This is a genomic window from Paenibacillus sp. JNU01 (assembly GCF_059130585.1).
This window is the reverse complement of sequence record NZ_CP169723.1, coordinates 5,189,447-5,204,747: the sequence shown is the minus strand read 5'-3', so window position 1 is coordinate 5,204,747 and position 15,301 is coordinate 5,189,447. Positions and strand designations below refer to the sequence as shown.

General features: G+C 47.3%; 11 protein-coding genes. 3 read left to right on the top strand and 8 right to left on the bottom strand.

Annotated elements, in window-relative coordinates; translation table 11 throughout:
- Window positions 1-44 precede the first annotated feature (44 nt).
- Window positions 45-686 carry a carbohydrate-binding family 9-like protein gene (locus NLBNIHML_RS22615; RefSeq protein ID WP_339259124.1) on the bottom strand — a complete coding sequence of 214 codons (642 nt, stop codon included), beginning with the start codon at window positions 684-686 and terminating at the stop codon, window positions 45-47.
- A gap of 187 nt (window positions 687-873) precedes the next feature.
- On the opposite strand from NLBNIHML_RS22615, the gene NLBNIHML_RS22610 reads away from it, so the two are divergent.
- Together NLBNIHML_RS22610 and arr are read left to right on the top strand one after the other, a co-directional pair.
- The gene (locus NLBNIHML_RS22610) at window positions 874-1,779 is read left to right on the top strand and encodes a helix-turn-helix transcriptional regulator (protein ID WP_339259123.1); all 906 of its coding nucleotides are present in this window, start codon (window positions 874-876) and stop codon (window positions 1,777-1,779) included.
- Window positions 1,780-2,023: 244 nt separating this feature from the next.
- Entirely contained in the window at window positions 2,024-2,440 is a 417-nt protein-coding gene (arr, locus tag NLBNIHML_RS22605; RefSeq protein WP_339239963.1) for an NAD(+)--rifampin ADP-ribosyltransferase, read from the top strand.
- Between the two features lie 59 nt (window positions 2,441-2,499).
- Here arr and NLBNIHML_RS22600 read toward each other — a convergent pair whose 3' ends face one another.
- The 5 genes from NLBNIHML_RS22600 to NLBNIHML_RS22580 form a co-directional block, all read right to left on the bottom strand.
- On the bottom strand, window positions 2,500-3,528 hold the full coding sequence (locus NLBNIHML_RS22600) for a LacI family DNA-binding transcriptional regulator (RefSeq protein WP_278296594.1): 1,029 nt from the start codon (window positions 3,526-3,528) through the stop codon (window positions 2,500-2,502).
- A gap of 295 nt (window positions 3,529-3,823) precedes the next feature.
- Window positions 3,824-5,173, bottom strand: coding sequence for an ABC transporter substrate-binding protein (locus NLBNIHML_RS22595; RefSeq protein WP_339239960.1), 1,350 nt, complete (start codon window positions 5,171-5,173; stop codon window positions 3,824-3,826).
- A gap of 70 nt (window positions 5,174-5,243) precedes the next feature.
- The gene (locus tag NLBNIHML_RS22590; protein ID WP_339259121.1) at window positions 5,244-6,077 is read right to left on the bottom strand and encodes a carbohydrate ABC transporter permease; all 834 of its coding nucleotides are present in this window, start codon (window positions 6,075-6,077) and stop codon (window positions 5,244-5,246) included.
- Window positions 6,078-6,089: 12 nt separating this feature from the next.
- Window positions 6,090-6,980, bottom strand: coding sequence for a carbohydrate ABC transporter permease (locus tag NLBNIHML_RS22585; protein WP_494352824.1), 891 nt, complete (start codon window positions 6,978-6,980; stop codon window positions 6,090-6,092).
- An 11-nt stretch (window positions 6,981-6,991) separates the two neighbouring features.
- A complete protein-coding gene (locus tag NLBNIHML_RS22580) occupies window positions 6,992-8,092 on the bottom strand; it encodes a Gfo/Idh/MocA family protein (protein WP_339239957.1) in 1,101 nt (366 codons plus the stop codon).
- Between the two features lie 638 nt (window positions 8,093-8,730).
- Here NLBNIHML_RS22580 and NLBNIHML_RS22575 point away from each other — a divergent pair.
- Window positions 8,731-10,722 (top strand): DUF4832 domain-containing protein, encoded by a 1,992-nt coding sequence (locus NLBNIHML_RS22575; RefSeq protein WP_494352823.1) that lies wholly within the window; start codon window positions 8,731-8,733, stop codon window positions 10,720-10,722.
- A gap of 677 nt (window positions 10,723-11,399) precedes the next feature.
- Here NLBNIHML_RS22575 and NLBNIHML_RS22570 read toward each other — a convergent pair.
- Complete coding sequence (locus tag NLBNIHML_RS22570) at window positions 11,400-13,238, bottom strand: ABC transporter ATP-binding protein (protein ID WP_494352822.1); 1,839 nt, start codon at window positions 13,236-13,238, stop codon at window positions 11,400-11,402.
- Window positions 13,219-15,027, bottom strand: coding sequence for an ABC transporter ATP-binding protein (locus NLBNIHML_RS22565; RefSeq protein ID WP_494352821.1), 1,809 nt, complete (start codon window positions 15,025-15,027; stop codon window positions 13,219-13,221). The genes NLBNIHML_RS22570 and NLBNIHML_RS22565 overlap by 20 nt, the downstream gene beginning before the upstream one ends.
- Between the last annotated feature and the right edge of the window lie 274 nt (window positions 15,028-15,301).

Below are 15,301 nucleotides of genomic sequence, written 5' to 3'. Positions count from 1 at the left end.
ACCCTCCTCCAAAATATACAAACCTGTTCTTCAGTGATGCACAGCTATCCCAATTGAAAATAACCAAACCGGGCAGGTAGATGAAAGTTTACAGCCCCTGTGGGCTGCCATGCCTGATACTCCCGATCTCCCTGCACATTCTCATCAATACGGTACACGTTGACCCTCCAGCACACCCCTTTAGTCAGGGGCGACTGGAAGTTACTCGCTGGAATATGGATCAGATACACCCGATGGCCCTGACGATCCACTTCCACAGACGTATGCAACCCCTTCAGCTGCCAGGTTACATCTGCCTGGAATGCTGAACCTTCGTCGTTATTGTGAATGAATGCATCAAATATCACGTTGTGCGGACTGATCTCAAGTTCCATGTAGTTCCTGCCATCCCCCTGTTCATCAATGAACAGTTCAACCACATCCTGCTCGTATAATGGCTGGTTCCTTTCCGTGAAATCAGATACGACGTGATCATCCTGGCATACAAAGCGAATATGCAAGTATTCGGGACTCCAGCCAAATCGAACTTCTGTAGATTGATGAGGTGGTCTGCCTGTTACCGTGTCCACCAGTTCCACTGGAACACATCGCTCCCAATCCGTAGCCGTGGGAAATCCATTCTGTGCAACGGACCTGAGTCGTTCGCAACAATAACTCGTGCTCCGTTCCACCGGGAGAGAGTTCATGTCCATCCTCTCCTTTTTTAGCTTAATCCGTGATGTTGTCTCTCTCGTAAGAACATGTGATAATACATATATTATAAATAAATTACGTGATTATTTATTTAGGAGATAAAGAGATTATTTGCACAATTCCGTTCAGTTTCAATTAGATCTATTTGGCCCAATCTCATTGAAAAAGGAGATGGAACTTATGTCTCTGCAACAAGCGATATATCCTCTGCAACGAACCGTCACTTACAAGGAATGGTCTCCCAACGTGCATTATGCTCAATTCCAGAGCCTTCCTCCCGGCAAACTGGCAAAGCGGCGTTTGTATGATTTTGAACTTCTGTACGTCTCTCAAGGCGAAGCTGCAACTTATATGAACGATATTAATTTTAATCTGAAGGCTGGTCAGCTAATCTTGCTGCCTGCCGGTGTCTATCATCAGAATGAGGTGGTTTCCAGCCCGGAAGCACGTTTCATTGGCATTCATTTTGATTTCTTCAACGAATTGACCATTCAGACCGAGGCCGATATGGTTGTGAACGAAGAGACTGTTCTGCATCATAAATTCGCAGTGGAAGCTTGCGCAGAAGGCATGACGCCGCTATCCTTCAACCCGACCTATACCCCTTCTCCAGCTACCGTGCAGCTTATGGAACAATTGGTACATGAATTTACGATGCGCCCACCGGGATATGAGCTCGTATGCAAAGCCTTGATGCTGCAAATATTGACCCATCTGCTGCGTTCATCCTGGCGAAGTTCGTCACGCCATGATTCGGTACACGGAGAGAAGCTGCTTGAGCTCATGAAACGTATAGAGGGCGCCCCTTCCAATCCGTGGACCAATTCGGGCATCGCCAAACAATTAAACCTGAGTGTGGATCACATGGCCAAATTGTTCAAACAGATTGCGGGCATGCCGCCCAATGAATACATTCAATCCATCCGTCTAAGCGAGGCACGTAAGTTGCTGCGGGAAACCGATCATTCCATTGAGGCGGTCGGTATACAAAGCGGTTACCCGGACATTCATTATTTCAGCCGCATGTTCCGCAAATATGAAGGCATTTCCCCCCGGGAATACCGGAAGTTGTCCAGAATGCTATAAAAAAGGAGCAGACTGCCGAGTGCAGTCTGCTCCTTGCTTTTTGAAATATCACGAACAACATAAATAGTTCATTTTTCCGTGCCAAACCATACCCTTTAATTCAGCCTATATAGGTAATTTCCGCTCAATATCATTCTCTCTATTTCTATTGTAACGTTATTTTTATGTTTTTTATAGACTGTTTTTTTGGCGATTCCTACACTATACTGCTAAAATACAAATCTAAAAAAAGAGGTGCATCCGTATGAATGACCCAAAAAATGTATTAGATCATGGACCTTTTTTTCATGGTACTAAAGCAGAACTGAACATTGGAGATTTATTAGAACCGCAATACTTATCCAACTACCAAGATAAAAAATCTAACCACATTTACTTCACCGGAACATTAAATGCTGCTAAGTGGGGTGCTGAATTAGCAAAAACGAATGCCAAAGAAAGAATCTACATTGTAGAACCATTAGGAGATTTTGAAAATGATCCTAACTTAACGGATCAAAGATTCCCCGGCAATCCAACACGCTCATATCGATCTAAATCACCTCTAAAAATAGTAGCGGAATTAGCTTCCTGGGAAAGACACTCCGATGAAGAGATCAATCATATGCTCACCTCTTTAAAGAAACTAAGTGAAGAAGGGAAAAATGTGATCTACGATTAATTTCTTAAATCAAAAGTTCCCTTCGTCCAACTTGGACAAGGGAACTCTTGGGTTGATAGCTATTCTATTTTGCCATTGGAAGATTGGCGGAATATGCAGCGGTACGGAACGATCATTTTGACAGCCACTTCATATTGATGATCCAGATAATCGAGCAGCTGTTTAACCGCGAACATGCCCATCTCCAGCTTCGGTACATGAATGGTCGATAATGGCGGAGAGGTGAATTCGGATATTTCAATATTATCCACCCCAAAAAAGGCGATATCCTCCGGGATGCGGAGTCCCTGTTCTGTTGCAGCGCGCATGGCTGCAATGGCCATCATATCACTGGCGGCAAAAATGGCTGTAGGTCTATTCGCATTATTGGTAAATGCCTGCTTGGTCAATTCATAACTCAGCGAAACATCCCATTTCACATCAATAACCCAGTGATCATCAATCGTTAATCCCGCACCATTCATCGCACGTTGGTATCCAAGGAAACGTTTTTCCTCACGAAAATCATTCTTGTACTCCGCACCGCCAATGTAGGCAATGATCCGATGTCCTTGCTCAATCAGATGATTCGTGGCCTCTCTCGCCGCCTCTTCACGATCATAACCAACGACTGGAATGTCCGGGTCCGTAATGTCCACTCCAACAACAGTCCGTACATTGGCTTTGAGCCAGCGATAAGCTTCCGGGTCAATTCGTTCCACTACAATCATGCCATCAATCCGATGTTCCTTCACCAGAGATTGCAATTGTACGGTATCTCCATCGTTCTCGATGCTATACACAAATTCCAGCCGCATTCCCGCTTCAGCAAGCTGCTTCTCTATGCCTTCCATAATGACTGAAAAATAAGGGCTGTTGTATTTGTTCTGCGGAATGGCGACCACACAACCAATTGCATAGGCCGTTTTAGGTTCAGTCTTCTTTTTCTTGGCCGGACGCTGTGAGCGATAACCCAGCTCCTCAGCGGTGTCCCAGATCTTTTTGCGGGTTTCATCGCTGACCGATCGATTGACATCGTTCTTCATCACACGTGAAACGGTAGAGATCGATACACCAACGCGGTCTGCAATATCCTTCAATTTTGCCATGTGAAGTCCCCACCTTTCCTCTAATCTATGTATTTAAAACCCCATTCGTATTGGGGCAATTTCATTCCTGCATAACCAAATTTGCGGCAAATATAATTCTATATTTCAACTCATCATAAGTCAATGCGATACGAGGCATCGAACAACAAGACACCCCCTTCCCTTTCCTTTCCAACCGCCCCTTACAACAAAGAACACAGTCTCCGTAACATAATAACGGCAGCCAGGGAACTCGATCTCCCCACGACTGCCGCCAATTGGTTATAGCCTTCTATTTCTCCACCTCTTTATCTGCTTATTGCATCTTGGAGGCCAAATCCTTCAATGCTGCGGTTAGGTCACCGTCCCCAGCGAGAGGAAGTTTGAGTGATTGCTCGCCGTACGTCCAGACCAGATCGGTTTTCTTGGTTGTAAATGGGGATACAATGCCATACTGCTGAGCATCCAGGAAGATTTTATTATCTTCACCTACAGTAGCGATATAAGCATCCGCTGCGGCCTTGTTAGCCGGAATGGAATAGCCTTGCTTTGCAAGTTCAGTCTGTCCATCCGGACCCGCAAGCCAGGCAAGCAGCTTGTATGCTGCCTCTTCATGCTTGGTGTTGGAACTGATCGCAAGACCTGCCGGCTGAACAACAGTTTGGTTTGTTTTGAATTTTGGTAAATACGAGATGCCGTAATCTACGCCAGCCTCCTGGTAGTTGGTTGTATTCCAGCTACCACCCGGATTCATCGCTACTTTGGATGTCGTAATCGCAAGATTCACCTGTCCACCTAAACCTTCAATCTGTGCAGGTGTGGTGTTGATCTTTTTATTTTTGGTCAAGTCAATAAAATAGTTCAGCACTTCCATCGCTTCAGGTGTCTCAAGCGCAAGGGAACCATCATCATTCACCAGCTTCGCACCATTGGACCACAGTTCCGGCTCCAGAAACCAATCCATCGTTGATCCTGGTGAAATGGACAAGCCCCACTGCTTGATGTTTCCGGCATCAAAACCCGCTTCGTCTGCGCTTTTCCCGTTCTTATCCAGCGTCAGCTTGGTTGCAATATCGGTAATTTCATCCCATGTGGGCTCGAGCGAAGGGACGGGAGCATCATGAGGATTAGTGGTTTCATTCTCAAAGATCGCCTTGTTGTAATACCATACGATGACGTTGGCATCGATAGGTAAGGATACTTGTTTACCCTGATACTGGTGAAGACCTAGCAGACTTTTGTCCACATTGTTCAGATCAAACTGATTTTCCGCCAGCAAGCCATCCAATTCCTTGAAAATACCCAGTTCGGCGTATTTCTCCACGTATGCATAACTCGTTTTGAACACGTCCGGCAGTGTCCCCCCCGCCGCATTCGCTGTCAGTCCGTCCCAATAGCTGCCCCAATCCTTGCCTTCCAGTTTGACCTTAATATCGGTATTGGCCTTCATGAACTGATCCAGCAGTTCCTGTGTACGATGAAGCTCTTCTGCCGTCCCCCATTGTGAGTACGTGATGGTTACCGGCTCGCCTGAGCCTTCACTGCTTCCGGAACCTCCAGAGTTGGCATTTTCCGACGATCCTCCATTCGCACATCCACTGATGACCACCATTGTAGCAAGTACAAGTGCCCACACATTGAATAGCCGTTTGCTCTTCGCTTTCATATACACAGCTCCCCTTTAAGTCATATCAATAAGTCCTGTTCACCTGAAAACCGGAAAGCAGGCAGCCTCTCTACCCTTTGGTGCCCGTGAGCACCACCCCCTCAACGATATAACGTTGTGCAAACAGATATAGCAGACCGATCGGAACAATACTGATGAATGCTCCCGCAGCAAGTGCTGGAAGATCCTGGCTCGTCTGACCAATCAGGAGCTGCAAGCCTACGCTCAGGGTGAACATTTCTGCATTTTTGATATACAGGAACGGCCCCAGAAAATCGAGCCAGGAATTCACAAAGGCAAAAATGATGGTTGTCATAATAATGGGTTTGGACAGCGGCATAATCACTCGTGCATATACCGTCCAGCGATTGCCGCCATCGAGATATGTAGCTTCATCCAGCTCCTGGGGAATGGTCATGAAGAATTGGCGAAACAGGAAGATATAATAGGCGCCTCCGAGCCAGGCTGGCACAATGAGCGGCAACCAGGTGTCAATCCAGTTTAACTTGGAAAAAAGGACGTACGAGGGAATCATCATAATGGACGGGGGAATCATCAACGTAACAAGTACAACCGGGAACAACATATTACGGTATCTGTTCGCAAAGCGGGAGAAACCGTAAGCGACAAGTGAACTGGACACCACCGCTCCCGCTGCAACAGAAAAGGAAATGAACAATGAGTTTTGAATCCACTGCCACATCATCGGCTGTACAGCGAACAACCGTTCAAAGGCTTCCAGACTGAATGTGTCTGGCAGGATGGTTGGAGGTACCTTATACGTTTCCGCTTTGGTTTTCAGCATGGTCGAGAGCATCCATACAAGAGGCCCTGCGAATAGCATTAACGCTGCGATCAGCAACGTATATTGGGACGTTTTTACCGCTATTTTTCGGCTATTCATGTAACTCTCCTCCTATCGTTCTCCCTCGTAGTACACAAAGCGGTTTGATAATTTCATCAGGATCAGGGTGACAAGTGAGATCACGGCGAACAGGAAAATGGACTGTGTCATCGCCATGCTGAATTTCAGATCGGTAAAGGCCGACTTGTAGATATTGTAGACAAATGTATAGGCAGAGTAGTTCGGACCACCCTTGGATAACAGGAGTGCTTCCGTAAACATCTGAAAGTTATACATGGTCTGAATAATGATGACAAACAGAATGGAAGGACTGATCATGGGCAGCGTAATCTGGAAAAATCGACGTATCCCGCTGGCACCATCGATGGCTGCCGCTTCATACAGATGTCTGGGTACATTTTTCAGTGCAGCCAGGAAGATCAGTACCCCGCTGCCGGAGATCCAGACCTGAAGCATGATGATGACCGGCTTAATCGTATGTTCCCCGCCAATCCAGTCCACTTTGCCTATACCAAGTGCGCCAAGTCCAGCGTTCAAGATGCCAAATTCGGAGTTGAATACCAGCCGCCAGATGATGACCGTTGCCACAATCGGCACCAAGGTCGGCAAATAGAAGAAAGTGCGGAACAAGGCAATTCCTTTGACATTAAAATTAAGCAGCATTGCCAGACCAAGCATGCCTGCTGTTACAATCGGAACACCAAATACTACAAAATACATCGTGTTCAGCAGACTTTTCAAAAAGATGGGATCGTCCATCATGTGTGTAAAATTATCGATCCCGACAAAGTTGAAGTTGGTTGCTCCAGGAAGTCTGGCATCCGTAAAGGCATAGAATACCGAGGTTCCAAAAGGAATCATAAAAAAGGTGATAAATCCAATGATCCAAGGCAAAATGAAGAGAAAGAACAGCAGCGTGTCATATTTTCTCAACCTGTTCATGATGACACCCCTCAGCCTGAAATTTCTTCTAAATAGACATACCGTTCTTCCAAAATGGATTTCTCTGCCGCCAGGGCAATAAGCAACGCGTTACGACCAACCTGTGCACTTGCAAAAGGCTGCTTGCCTTCCTGTACACATTTAAGAAAATCAATACGCTGAGTCTGTCCCCCCGTATGACCGCCCATAATGGAATCCGACGTCACATCAATCTCCAGATGATCCTTCGTCCAGTCCTGCCCGCCAACGATATCGATCGTCTTGTCATTACGGGCCACCATCTGACCGCCATTCTCTCCGATCAAGCCAATCTCAAGCCCTTCTCCCATCAGATTGCGCGGTTTCAAATACATGCATAGGCCCAAATTGGCCTTGCTGCCGTTATCATAATCAATGGTGATAAAGGCATGGTCGACGATGGAGGTATCCGAGATTTCTTTTGTCGGATAGTGACTGTATGAATTCTGAATCTGATTGCGCTCTCCTTGCTTCATCACATGCTGGCCTCCAGAGGCAAATACGCGGACAGGCTTCGCCTGGATCATCCAGTTGAAAATATCGAAGTGATGACAATCCTTCTCTACAATCGCTCCCCCGGACTTGGTTTTGTCATAGAACCAATCCGCAGGTGGGAACGGGTCTCGGAATTCTTTGCACCACATCAATTTCACTTCGCCAAGACGGCCGTTCTCCAATTCCTTCTCCATTCGGCGATACAGATTCGAATACCGATAAACCAATCCGATCTGCAATACCTGTCCCGAGGCTTCCGCCGCTTCTATAATGGCATCACAGTCCTCAATGGTATGGGCGACCGGTTTCTCCAGAAATACATGCTTGCCAGCTTCCAAAAAAGCGACCGCTACTTCACGATGCAGATAGTTCGGCACACTGATGACCACCGCATCCAAATCTTCCTTGGCAAGCAGTTCATGATAATCACTAACTATAGTGGGGTTACTGTTCTTGAGTTCAGCCAGTGTACGTGCCACATTGGCCTCATTCATATCACAGATATAACGAACCTCACTCTCTTCGAGCAAATCAAAACCAATGCAATGATGTGACCCCATGTCTCCTACACCGATAAAAGCCATTTTTATCTTCCCCATGCTTACACTCTCCGTTGCTCATAAATTTGCGGCAAATGCCTTGACACCAATTCGATGTAAAGAAATCTAACAAGATGATGACTATGTAACGATAGTAAAATAGTTTTATTTGCTTGTCAATTGGTTTTGGCTAGATTTTTAATTATTTTGCCGCAACATATTTTCAAGCGTTTTTATATACAAATAAACTACTTAACTCTGAAATTATCGCAAATTAAGCGTTTACATTTTTATTTCTATGTCATATAATTTATTGTAATTCTATTTTTATTGCGGCAAAATTAACATTGAAATTATAAAAAATTCTGTTTATTTTTCAATGTAGCACTCTTATTTTTAATAGAAAAATCAATAAATTCTGGAAAAAAATCTGTTGAATCTCCTCTATTCATCCCCTATAATGCAACTTAGACGCGGAATTCAAGAACTAATATCACATTTTATATTTGCCGCAAACTAATTCCCTCATCTTTTCAGTCATTTACCCTCACTTACTACCATGATTCTTACATACAACGTCATTATCGTACCGCTCCATGCGGATTCGAAAGGAGTTGAGCTTCCTTAACTGTCCCTCATGACATGAAGGTGTGACAGAACGAGTTATCATCCATAATCCATTATTCAGGAGGTATACCATGACAAGATTATTTGATCGAAGTAAGAGGAGCTTTGGACTATTTTTGGCTTTTGTCCTCATGATTACCCTGCTTTTGCCTGCGGGAGCCTTACCCAAAGCCTCTGCTGCAACCATCACCATTGATGGCAATGTGAGCGACTGGAGCAGCGTTAGTGCTCTCACGACCAATAGCGGCACAGCCCAGACGCTTAAAGTAACAAATGATGGGACCAATCTCTATCTGCTCGTTCAAGGCTCTGGTCTTAGTACGGCGATGGGCAACTTCTGGATTAACACCGATAATAATACTTCAACCGGTTACCAGGCTGCGGGCTGGGGGACTACAGGTGTGGAGTGGCTCCTTGAAAATACGGGATTATACCGCTATGGCGGCAGCGGAACCGACTGGAGCTGGAATTTCAACAGCACATTAACAAGCTCCCAATTCTACCGTAGCTCCTCCATCATCGAGGTTGCTATTCCTCTCTCGACACTGCAAATCAGTGCAGGCAGTACAGTGCGAGTCGGGTATATTGATAACAGCTCGGATACATCCAGACTGCCCGCAGCTGGACAAACACTGCCCGCTTATCTCCTGACCTCGTCTGGATCGGGCGGGGGTACGGGGAACAATACCGTGGTGAATCCTGTAGAGCTGGACAGCCCACTCAACAATCCATTCAAAGGCTGGGCACCTTCGGCCAAGAGCACGACATATGCACAGCCACACAGGCTCGTATATGCCGGTGTAACCTGGAAGGAGCTGGAGTCCACCAAAGGCACCTATGATTTTAGTGCGATTGAAGCCACCAATAATTTTGCGTACTGGAAAAGTAAAGGCGTCAAAGTGGTGTTTCGCTTCATTCTGGACAGCCCAACAGGACAGGCTCATCGGGATATTCCCGACTGGCTCTACAATGACATGGTTGCCCGTGGAGAATCACCCGGAACCGTATACAACGATACAACCGGAGGCATGGGCACAGGCAACAACATGGGCTTCTCCCCCAACTACAATTCCACCTATCTGCAAGAACGGCACCAATTAGCCATCGAAGCCATTGCCGCAAGGTACAATACGAATGATCGTCCGGTCGCTTTTGTCCAGATCGGTTCCCTCGGTCACTGGGGCGAGTTCCATACGTGGCCTTATGTCGGACCCAATGGTGAAACCAATTACACAGGCGCTTTCCCTACCAATGACATCTCGAACAAGTATGTTCAGCATTACATTGATGCCTTTGCTGGCAAAGAGGACAAAATGCAGGTTCTGATCCGCCGCAGTATCGCCTTGGCGAAAACCAACAATAAAGGCATGGTTATGGGCATGTTCAACGATGTGTTTGGACATAAAGACAGCTTCGATGCGGATTGGGGTTGGTACACGGGCACCCAGAATGGCTATTGGGATGACATTGGCCAGCAGCAACCAGGACACCCGAACTTCTGGGAAACCCGTATCTCTGGTGGAGAATTTTATGGCGGTGCCTCAGGAATGTTGGCATCCTTAACCTCCGGTAGCGGATTTACGGAAACATTGCGTCAAACGGAGCTAAGTAAACCAAGCTGGCTTGGACCGAATTCTCCGGCCTCACTCCCGCTGAATCATGCATTACAGGCCAATATCGATGCACTCAAGAAACGAATGGGTTACCACTTTGTCGTGAAGGAAATATCGCATCCATCCACCATTAGCGGAAGCACGTTTACCACAACGATTAAGGTGGAAAATAAAGGCGTACAGCATTTCCCGTTTGCTTGGCCGGTTGAGATTCAACTCCGCAGCGGCAATACCGTTGTTGCGAAGAAAACTACAAACGTTAATCTGACCACATGGAAAACGGGTACCTACACCTTGACCGACTCCATTTCGGTCTCCGGTATTGCTGCTGGCACCTATGATATTGCGATTGCGATCATCGATCCATCAACAACTCAGCCTGGCGTGGACTTCGCCAATACGAATAAGCTGACAGACGGAGCATTTAAACTGAGCAGTGTAACAAAGTAAATGTCAGGTTCAGATGCCGCGTTGTATAATGCGATGCATTTGTCAGTGCACTCGTCGGTGCATTCGCCATTTTACGTGTAAACTACAAGAGCAGGAAAGAAGGCATAACCCTCATGCCCTCCTTCCTGCTCTTCCTTTGATTGCACCGAGTGACCAACTCCACAATAGCTCGGCAGCTCGCTTTCCCTCGGGTCAACCCTTTTTAACTTATACTTTGATTTCCTCAGCTTCAGCTTCCGACAAGGGCAACTCGCAGGTAGGTCCGAACGCTAATGAACATCAGGCACCTTATTCGAGGTTTTTTAAATGATCTCAAAATGTAACGAACTTCAGAAGCCTTATATTCCGATTTCCAGGCCAGCATCAGCTTAAAATACGCTCATTCAGGTCAATAACATCTCTCTGGTTCGTTAGAATCTCACAACCTTTGTATCTCGGCAAATAGCGTCTGTCATGTTCGTTAAAGTTGTCGCACATATAAAAAAAGGATTGGGGCCCCCGTCTGGGGTCTCCAATCCTTTTGTCAATATTGAGCCTTGTACACATTAACGTCCTCACCAGAATACAAGGCACTGCTCAAGTCATTCCCAAACTTGAGCGCAAAGGGATCGTCAGCAGGACCCATTCCTGTATTCCTTCGTCACCTTGCCTTCCCTTACTGCACCTTACTTATTGCTCTATTGCGCCTTTTTACGCAACTGGCTGTAATACAGCTCGCTGTAGAAACCGCCTTGTTCCAGCAGTGCATCATGCGAGCCTTGCTCCAGTAGATGCCCATCCTTCAGCACCAGAATTCGGTCGGCCTGACGGATCGTGTTCAGTCTGTGGGCAATGACAAAACTGGTCCGTCCCTGCATCAGACGTTGCAGTCCTTCCTGGATTTTAATCTCCGTAACAGTATCTATGCTACTCGTCGCTTCGTCCAGAACGAGGATAGAAGGGTCCGCCAGAATTGCCCGGGCAATGGCGAGCAGCTGCTTCTGTCCCTGACTAATGCCGCTCCCATCGGCCTGAAGTACCTTGTCGTACCCGTCCTTCATTCGCACAATGAAGGAATGGGCATTCGCCAACCGTGAAGCGGCTTCCACCTCTTCATCCGTCGCGTCCAGACGGCCAAACCGAATATTTTCCCGGATCGTACCCTGAAACAGGAAGGAATCCTGAAGCACAAACGCCATATGAGACCGCAGATTCTCACGCCGAATGGTGGTCATATCACGACCATCTACCGTTAATGTTCCACCTGTCGGATCATAGAAACGGGATAACAGCTGAATCAATGTTGTTTTCCCCGCTCCGGTCGGACCTACCAGGGCAATCATCTCACCCGGTTTGGCTTCAAAGCTGATGTCATGCAAAATGTTACGTCCTTCATCGTATCCAAAGGATACTTTGTCGAAACGAACGGCTCCCTCCACCTTATCCAGAGATACCGCTGCCCCTTCGTCCTTTGCTTCCTCATCTTCGTCCAGCACCTCGAATACACGCTCAGCCCCCGCAATTGCGGACAATAACGTATTCCACTGGTTCGCCAGATCGTTGAGCGGACGGGTAAACTGACGGGCATATTCCACAAAGATAATGATCACCCCGACCGTTACGGAACCCTGAATCGCCAGAATACCCCCGATGCCCGCGACAATCGCAAAGCTCAAGTTATTCAATCCATTCATCAGTTTGGGGATAAAACCAGAGATCGTCTGTGCCCAGAAACCGGAAATCCGGATGCGGGTATTCCGTTCCTCAAAACCACGAATCACCCGCTCCTCTTGGGAGAATGCCTTAATGATCTTTTGCCCGGATAACGTCTCTTCAATATAACCGTTAAGTTCACCCAGATTGCGCTGCCGCTCCTTGAAGAGTGGTCCCGTTCTGCGTGTAATCCAACGCATACCAATGGCCATCAAAGGCACAACGATAAAGGTAAGCAGGGTCAATAGCGGGCTGAGCCACAGCATAACGCCAAATGTCCCTAGTAGTGTTAATACACTCGAAAAAATCTGGATGGCTGAGCTGTTCAGCGTACCGCTGACATTCTCGATATCATTGGTCACCCGACTCATAATCTCCCCCTGCTGGCGTTTACCGAAGAATGGAATCGGCAGCTTGTGCAGATGGGAGAACAGATCATACCGCATGCGGAACACGGTTTCCTGTGCAATTTCGATCATCCATATGTTTTGTAACCAGGATGTTAGAGAGAACAAGACGTACACTGCGGTTAATCCAATCAGAAACCGTGTCCAGCTTGAACCGGTTTCACCCGCGATGAAATCATCCACGGCCACCCCTACCATGTAGGGGCCAAGCAAAGCGAGTGCGGAGCTGGCAAGAACCATCAGCAATACCATGGACAGCTTGACCTTGCGCCGTGCCAGATAGGTCCAGATCCGACCAAGTGTACCGGACCAGTTCTTCGCTCTTGCCTTGGGTTTGCGACCACCGCCTGATCGTAACGTCTCGTGGTCAATCGGCGGTGGCGGCTGACGGAAAGGCTCAATGAATGCTTTGAACATGCTGTGCACCCTCCCCGTATTGTGATTCATGAATTCGACGATACAGCCCTGATGATTCCATCAGGTCTTCATGTTTTCCCTGTCCAATGAGTTGTCCATCATCCAGCAGCAGAATCAGATCCGCAGATGTCGTTGAACTGATCTTCTGGGTGATGATAAACGTCGTACACGACAATTCTTCCAGTGCATCCAGCAGTCTGCCTTCTGTCGCCACGTCCAGTGCGCTCGTGCTATCGTCCAAAATCAGAATACTTGGTCGGCGAACCAGTGCTCGTGCAATGGAAAGACGCTGCTTCTGACCACCGGAGAGATTGACGCCCCGTTGACCCAGCAAGGTATCATATCCGTTGGGTAAATTCTCAATCGTTTCGTGAATCTGGGCGCGCTTGGCAGCTTCCACGATCTCTTCCAATGTGGCATCTTCTCGGCCCCAGGCAATATTCTCCCGGATGGAACCGGTAAACAGCACAACCTCCTGAGGCACATAACCAATCGAACCACGCAGCATGGACAGATCCAGTTCTGTTGCATCCGTACCATCAATTCGGACCTTACCTTGATCCTCCGTATATAACCGTGGAATAAGCTGCACCAGTGAAGATTTGCCTGAGCCTGTTGCACCCATGATAGCAATACGTTCCCCCGCTTTTGCAGTAAATGTGATGTTATCCAGTACTGTAATCTCACTGTTCGGATAACTGAAGCCTACGTTGCGGAATTCCACCGCACCCTGCACAGTGCGCTGTTTCTTCGCTGAATATACAGATTGCGGAAAATGCGAAGATTTCACAGATCCGACAGATGGTGCAGAAGTTGATACCGCCTTATTCTGTTCAGTCTCTGACGTATCCTCCGTATTAAATACTTCATTCAGTCGTTGCGCCGAAGCACTTGCTCTGGAGAATGTCACCAGAATCCATGACAATGCAGACATGGCACCGATGGTGCGAAGCAGATAGTTAATGACCGCAACCACTTCACCTACGGTTGCATTACCGGAGGCGATGTCAACTCGTCCAAACCATAACACAGCGATGATACAGACATTCATCATCAGCAGCATGAACGGCATCGTGGTCTCCGTCAGGCGCAGCGCGGAGATTGTGCCTTTCATTAGCTTGCCGCTGAATCCGGCAAAGCGTTCAATCTCATGGCCCATCCGTACGAATACACGGATCAGCCGAATGCCTGTCAGATTCTCCTGGATGACTCCATTGACGGCATCCAGTCTGCGCTGCACATTGCGGAACAGCAGCGCTGCCTTTTTAATCATCCACACCACAACAATGAGCAGTACCGGCACCATGACAACCAGCAGCAAACCCAACCTTGGATTCACGATCACTGCCATAATCATGCTGCCAATAACCACCAGCGGTACACGTGTCATGAAGCGCAGACTCATGAAGACCGTGTCCTGAACCTGGGTCACATCTCCCGTTAATCGGGTAATCAGGGACGATGTCGCGAACCGGTTAAAGACGGCATAAGAGAACGTTTGCACTTTGTCATACAACTTCTCCCGGAGATCGTATCCAAACCCCAGGCTCGCATGGGATGCAAAGAACGAACTGGCAATTCCGGCAGCAAAAGCCACGACAGCACTGCCAACCAGCACACCACCCCATAACCAGACAACAGACAGGTCTCCCTGCTGAATACCATTATCAATGATCTTGGAGATCAGATAAGGCTGAGCCAGCTCCACCGCAAGCTCAATTAACATCATGACCAGGGCTGCAATCGCGGCAACTCGGTATTTCTTCAAGTAGTACAACAGCTTGATCATAAGCATTCCTCCGGCTCGGAGCACCCTAAACCGATAACACGTTCCAGCTCAGAGCCTCCATTAGACATGTTGATTTCTCCACTGCGTCCAATATGTAATCATTTCTATGTACACATATGGTTATTATAGCGTATTTTACAATGCCGCTTCTATTCTTATTACCCTACTTTTCCCAAACAACAAACTTATCATCATTTTGGCAGCAAAAAATGAAGCACCCCTTCGCTACAACGCATAGAACCCTAACCACCGATCATCCCGGTAGTCAGAGTTC

Excerpts from the sequence above, each read along its gene's own strand:
- NLBNIHML_RS22580 (WP_339239957.1), bottom strand. The coding sequence starts at position 8,092 with ATGGGGAAGATAAAAATGGCTTTTATCGGTGTAGGAGACATGGGGTCA.
- NLBNIHML_RS22610 (WP_339259123.1), top strand. The coding sequence starts at position 874 with ATGTCTCTGCAACAAGCGATATATCCTCTGCAACGAACCGTCACTTAC.
- NLBNIHML_RS22565 (WP_494352821.1), bottom strand. The coding sequence starts at position 15,027 with ATGATCAAGCTGTTGTACTACTTGAAGAAATACCGAGTTGCCGCGATT.
- NLBNIHML_RS22570 (WP_494352822.1), bottom strand. The coding sequence starts at position 13,238 with ATGTTCAAAGCATTCATTGAGCCTTTCCGTCAGCCGCCACCGCCGATT.
- NLBNIHML_RS22590 (WP_339259121.1), bottom strand. The coding sequence starts at position 6,077 with ATGAATAGCCGAAAAATAGCGGTAAAAACGTCCCAATATACGTTGCTG.
- arr (WP_339239963.1), top strand. The coding sequence starts at position 2,024 with ATGAATGACCCAAAAAATGTATTAGATCATGGACCTTTTTTTCATGGT.
- NLBNIHML_RS22595 (WP_339239960.1), bottom strand. The coding sequence starts at position 5,173 with ATGAAAGCGAAGAGCAAACGGCTATTCAATGTGTGGGCACTTGTACTT.
- NLBNIHML_RS22615 (WP_339259124.1), bottom strand. The coding sequence starts at position 686 with ATGAACTCTCTCCCGGTGGAACGGAGCACGAGTTATTGTTGCGAACGA.
- NLBNIHML_RS22600 (WP_278296594.1), bottom strand. The coding sequence starts at position 3,528 with ATGGCAAAATTGAAGGATATTGCAGACCGCGTTGGTGTATCGATCTCT.
- NLBNIHML_RS22575 (WP_494352823.1), top strand. The coding sequence starts at position 8,731 with ATGACAAGATTATTTGATCGAAGTAAGAGGAGCTTTGGACTATTTTTG.
- NLBNIHML_RS22585 (WP_494352824.1), bottom strand. The coding sequence starts at position 6,980 with ATGAACAGGTTGAGAAAATATGACACGCTGCTGTTCTTTCTCTTCATT.